Source organism: Kitasatospora sp. NPDC004799, assembly GCF_040609095.1.
Classification (GTDB): domain Bacteria; phylum Actinomycetota; class Actinomycetes; order Streptomycetales; family Streptomycetaceae; genus Kitasatospora.
Window position 1 is genome coordinate 1 of sequence record NZ_JBEXJK010000550.1, and the last position, 4,572, is coordinate 4,572.

Here is a 4,572-nt window from a genome sequence, read left to right on the forward strand (position 1 = left end):
GTACGCCGCCGCTGCGGCTCACCTGCCGCGGCCTCGCGCAACAGGCGTTCCCGCAGCAGCCGTTGGCGGTCCGGGCCGAGGTCGGGCACCGCCGGCGGGGAGAGCAGCGCGGCGAGTTCGCGGCGCTCGGTCCGGTCGGTCTCTTCGGTCCGGTAGGGCCTGGCGTTCATCTGAACCTCCAAGGAGGCCCCGGCCTTCAGGCCGGGGAGGAATTGGACTCCCTACGGAGCAGGACAGGGAGCTGCGATTTGCCGCCAGGGCGGATCGCACTGCTCTGACCTGCGGATTTGAGCTCTAAAGTGTGGTCTCGCTAGCTTGTGAGCGTGACCACGAGCCCCGTGAAGCGGGCGTTCAAGTTCCGCTTCTATCCGACGGGTGCGCAGGCGGCCGAGCTGTCGCGCACGTTCGGGTGCGTGCGGAAGGTCTACAACATGGCGTTGCAGGCCCGGTCGGAGGCGTGGACGCTCCGTCAGGAACGGGTCAGCTACAACGCCACCTCCGCGATGCTGACGGCGTGGAAGAGGACCGAGGAGCTGGCCTACCTCTCGGAGGTCTCCAGTGTGCCGTTGCAGCAGGCGCTGCGGCACCTGCAGGGGGCGTTCGCCAACTTCTGGCAGAAGCGGACGAAGTACCCGACATTCAAATCCCGGAAGAAGTCCCGGAAGTCCGCCGATTACACCACCAACGGCTTCCGGTACCGCGATGGCAGGCTGACGTTGGCGAAGATGGCCGAGCCGTTGGACATCGTGTGGTCGCGGCCGATGCCGGAAGGTGCTTCGCCGTCCACGGTGACGGTGTCGCAGGACAGCGCGGGACGCTGGTTCGTCTCCCTGCTGTGCGAGGACCGGCCCGTGATGCCCACGCCGGTCAACCGCGCGGTGGGCATCGATGCCGGGATCACAGCGCTGGTGACGCTCTCCACCGGAGAGAAGATCACCAATCCGAAGCACGAACGCGCCGACCGGCAGCGCCTGGCCAAGGCCCAGCGGGACCTGTCCCGCAAGGCCGAGGGGGACGGCATCAACCGGGAGAAGGCCCGTCTCAAGGTCGGCAGGATCCACGCCCGGATCGCCGACCGGCGCAGGGACTTCCTGCACAAGCTCACCACTCGACTCGTTCGTGAGAACCAAACGATCGTGATCGAGGACCTGACTGTGAGGAACATGCTCAAGAACCGCAAGCTCTCCCGAGCCATCGCGGACGCGAGCTGGACCGGGATGCGGTCCATGCTGGAGGACAAAGCCGACTGGTACGGACGCGAGGTGATCACCGTGGACCGGTGGTTCCCCTCCTCCAAGCTGTGCTCGGCATGCGGCACCTTGCAAGGCACGATGCCGCTGAACGTCCGTGAGTGGACGTGCGACTGCGGGACGACCCATGACCGGGACGTGAACGCGGCGAAGAACATCCTGGCCGCTGGGCTGGCGGTTGCAGCCTGTGGAGACGGTGTAAGACCTCAACGGAGAACTCCGGGCGGGCAGTCGTCGGTGAAGCAGGAAGTCGTCCCAACCGTTGCGTCACGCGCAGCGGCTCAGCCGCGAGGCTGAGGGGAATCCCCACCCCTTCAGGGCGGGGAGGATGTCAACCGTGGGCCTCCTGGGTCGACGGCCGGAGCGCGGGAAGGCGGCCCGGTGCGGGCCGGGCGGTGACGGCGGAACGGGTCCTGGTCTCCGTCCTGGCCGGCGCCCCGGCCCCGGCCCCGGCCTCGGCCGCGGTCAGCTCGCGCAGCCGGGCCCGGGCCCGGGACAGCCGCGAGCGGACGGTGCCGACCGGCGTGCCGAGCGCCTCGGCCGCGCTCGCGTAGTCCAGCCCGGCCCAGACCACGAGGGTGAAGACCTCCCGGTCCCGGCGCCGCAGCCGGGCGAGCGCGCGGCGGGCGGCCCGCAGGTGCTCGACGTCGGCGAGGTGCGCGACCAGGTCGTCGGCGAAGTCCGGGACGGTGCCGCGCTCCGGGAGCCGGGCGAGCGCGAGGTCGCGGCGCCGGCGGGCCCGGGCGTTGCGGCGCATCACGTTGGTCGCGATCCCCAGCAGCCACGGGCGCAGGCCGTCGCCGTCGGGGTGCAGCTTCTCGCGGCCCCGCCACGCCTCCAGGAAGGTCGTCGAGACGACGTCCTCGGCCTCCGCCCAGTCGCCCGTCACGCGCAGGGCGTAGCGGTACAGCACCTGGGCGTGCCGGTCGTACAGCTCGCCCAGGACCTCGGGGTCGCCGCGGCGAAGACGCGTTCTCATGAGTGCTTCCACACTCTGCCCTGCCCGGTCCGTTGCCCGGGTTCCGGTGACATGCGTCACAGGCCACCGGCGGGAACCCGACCGCCCGTCCGAGCAGTACAGGGCATGACCGCAACTCACGCCCCCCGTTCGGTTCCCCGCCGCAGCGCCCTCCGCGCCCTGGCCGTCGCCGTCGCCCTGGTCGGCACCGCGACTCCCGCCTTCGACCGCTCGGCCTTCGCCGCGGAACCGGAGACGTACACCCTCACGATCAACCACCTGGACCGCGCCGGCCGACCGGCCGGGGAGTTCCGCACCCACCTCGCCGGGATCTTCGCCGCCGACGTCGAACAGGTCCTCAGGCAGCAGGACGCCACCGGTGTCACGACCGTGCGGCTGCCCAAGGGCCGGTACCTGCTGGACAGCACCCTGTCCGCGGTCCAGGAGACGGGCGGCCCGGTCTGGACGGACTGGATCGTCCAGCCGCGGCTCGACCTGGACCGGGACACCACCGTCACCTTCGACGCCCGGACCACCGCCCCCGTCGACGTCCGGCCCCCGGACGCCGACGCGCGCTTCCTGCAGAGCTCGATGTACGTCGAGGTCACGCACGGGGGTGTCACCAAGAGCGCCAACGTCGGCACCCGGTCGACGAACCTGCGTGTCGGCCACCTGGGCCCCGAGGCCGAAGCCGGGGCGGTGCAGCAGTGGTACGACGCCCACTGGGTGACCGAGAGCGGCGGCTACCTGCTCGGCCAGACCTTCTCCGGCACCCGCGCCCTGGCCGGGCTCACCCGGCAGTACGCCGCGCAGGAGCTGGCCACCCTGAACATCCGCGGCGCCGCCGGACCGGGCAGCACCGGCACCGCCCGCTTCAGCATCCTGCCGAGCACCGGGACGGTCATCGGCGCTCCCCGGGTCATGAAGACCCCGGGCACCGTCAGCTACCTCGTCGCGCCCGAGCGCGGCACCTGGGACATCGCCGTCACCGTCCCCGGCCCCGACGAGGCGGCACCGATCCACTACTCCGCCGACCGCGTCGCCGTCCAGGCCGGCGTCACGAGCACCCACACCTTCGACGGCCCGGTGTTCGGCCCCGCGCTCACCGACCGCCCCGCCGTCTCGCGCGACGGCGACCGGATCACCGCCGACGTCCCGCTGTTCGCCGACGGCGACGGCCACGTGCCGTGGACCGCGTCGGCCGAGACCGCCTACACCTCGCTGTACCGCGACGGCGTGCTGGTCGGTGCCGCCTCCGGCACGCCCGGGCGCGGCGAGTTCACCGTGGCGCCGGGCGCGGCCTCGTACCGGCTGGCCACCACGGCGACCCGCAAGGCCGCAGTCGGCGCGAGCACCCGCGTGAACGCGTCCTGGACCTTCCCCTCGGCCACCACGACCGGCCCGACCGCGCTCCCGGTGAGCGTCGTGCGCTTCTCCCCCGAGCTCGGCCTGACCGGCACCGCGCCGGCCGGCCGGCCGCTCCGCATCCCGGTCACCGTCCAGGGCGCCGCCGCCGACGGCCGCATCCGCTCGCTGACCGTCTCGGCCTCCACCGACGGCGGCGCCTCGTGGACCCGCCTCCCGCTCGACGCCGGCGCCGTCACCCTGCAGAACCCGCCCGCCGGTACCGGCGTCTCCCTGCGCGCCGAACTCACCGACACCGCCGGCAACACCCTCGACCAGACCGTCGTCGACGCCTACCGCACCGAGTGACGACGGCGGACGACCGACGCCCGGTGCCCGCCTCCTCTCCCCGAGAAGGCGGGCACCGTGGCGTGCGAGTGGCGGCAACAGGCCTGGCACGGTGCGGCGTTGACGGAGGCCCGGGAAGCTCTTCAGTACCCTAGGGGGGTATGGTATCTTCGAAATGAAGCAGCCGCCCGGGAAGTCCGGTCGGCGCCGGGCATCCACGACAGGAGCACACCATGAGCGAGACCACCGTCACCATCGAGTCCGCCGCCGCCGAGGCCTCCTCCTGCTGCGGCTCGTGCGGCACCGGCGCCGCCTCGGCTCCGGCCGCCGAGTCCACCCTGACCTCGGTCTTCCAGGTGAAGGGGATGACCTGCGGCCACTGCGTCACCTCGGTGACCGCCGAGCTGAAGAAGCTCGACGGCGTCGAGGAGGTCGCCGTGGACCTCGCCTCCGGCAAGGTCACCGTCGGCAGCACCCAGCAGCTCGCCGACTCCGACGTGGCCGCCGCCATCGACGAGGCCGGCTACGACCTGGTCGGCCGCGTCGAGGTCTGACCCACCGTCGTCGGCCCGGGCGGGCGGGGCCACCCCGCCCGTCCTGTGCCACTGGTCCTTGACCGGTGTGCCGTTGAAGTTGGACCACCGCGCGGGTTCGTGCCGTCGAGCTTTGACC

Annotated in this window: 4 protein-coding genes; 3 read left to right on the forward strand and 1 reads right to left on the reverse strand. The window is 72.2% G+C overall.

Annotated elements, in window-relative coordinates; translation table 11 throughout:
* Nucleotides 1-317 precede the first annotated feature (317 nt).
* Entirely contained in the window at nt 318-1,547 is a 1,230-nt protein-coding gene (locus ABZW03_RS37740; protein ID WP_355268931.1) for a transposase, read from the forward strand.
* A 34-nt stretch (nt 1,548-1,581) separates the two neighbouring features.
* Here ABZW03_RS37740 and ABZW03_RS37745 read toward each other — a convergent pair whose 3' ends face one another.
* Complete coding sequence (locus tag ABZW03_RS37745; RefSeq protein ID WP_355268932.1) at nt 1,582-2,229, reverse strand: RNA polymerase sigma factor; 648 nt, start codon at nt 2,227-2,229, stop codon at nt 1,582-1,584.
* 105 nt (nt 2,230-2,334) lie between these two features.
* Here ABZW03_RS37745 and ABZW03_RS37750 point away from each other — a divergent pair, with 105 nt between their 5' ends.
* Both ABZW03_RS37750 and ABZW03_RS37755 read left to right on the forward strand, forming a co-directional pair.
* Nucleotides 2,335-3,921 carry a serine protease gene (locus tag ABZW03_RS37750; protein WP_355268934.1) on the forward strand — a complete coding sequence of 529 codons (1,587 nt, stop codon included), beginning with the start codon at nt 2,335-2,337 and terminating at the stop codon, nt 3,919-3,921.
* Between the two features lie 212 nt (nt 3,922-4,133).
* Entirely contained in the window at nt 4,134-4,454 is a 321-nt protein-coding gene (locus ABZW03_RS37755; RefSeq protein ID WP_355268936.1) for a cation transporter, read from the forward strand.
* Nucleotides 4,455-4,572: the final 118 nt, after the last annotated feature.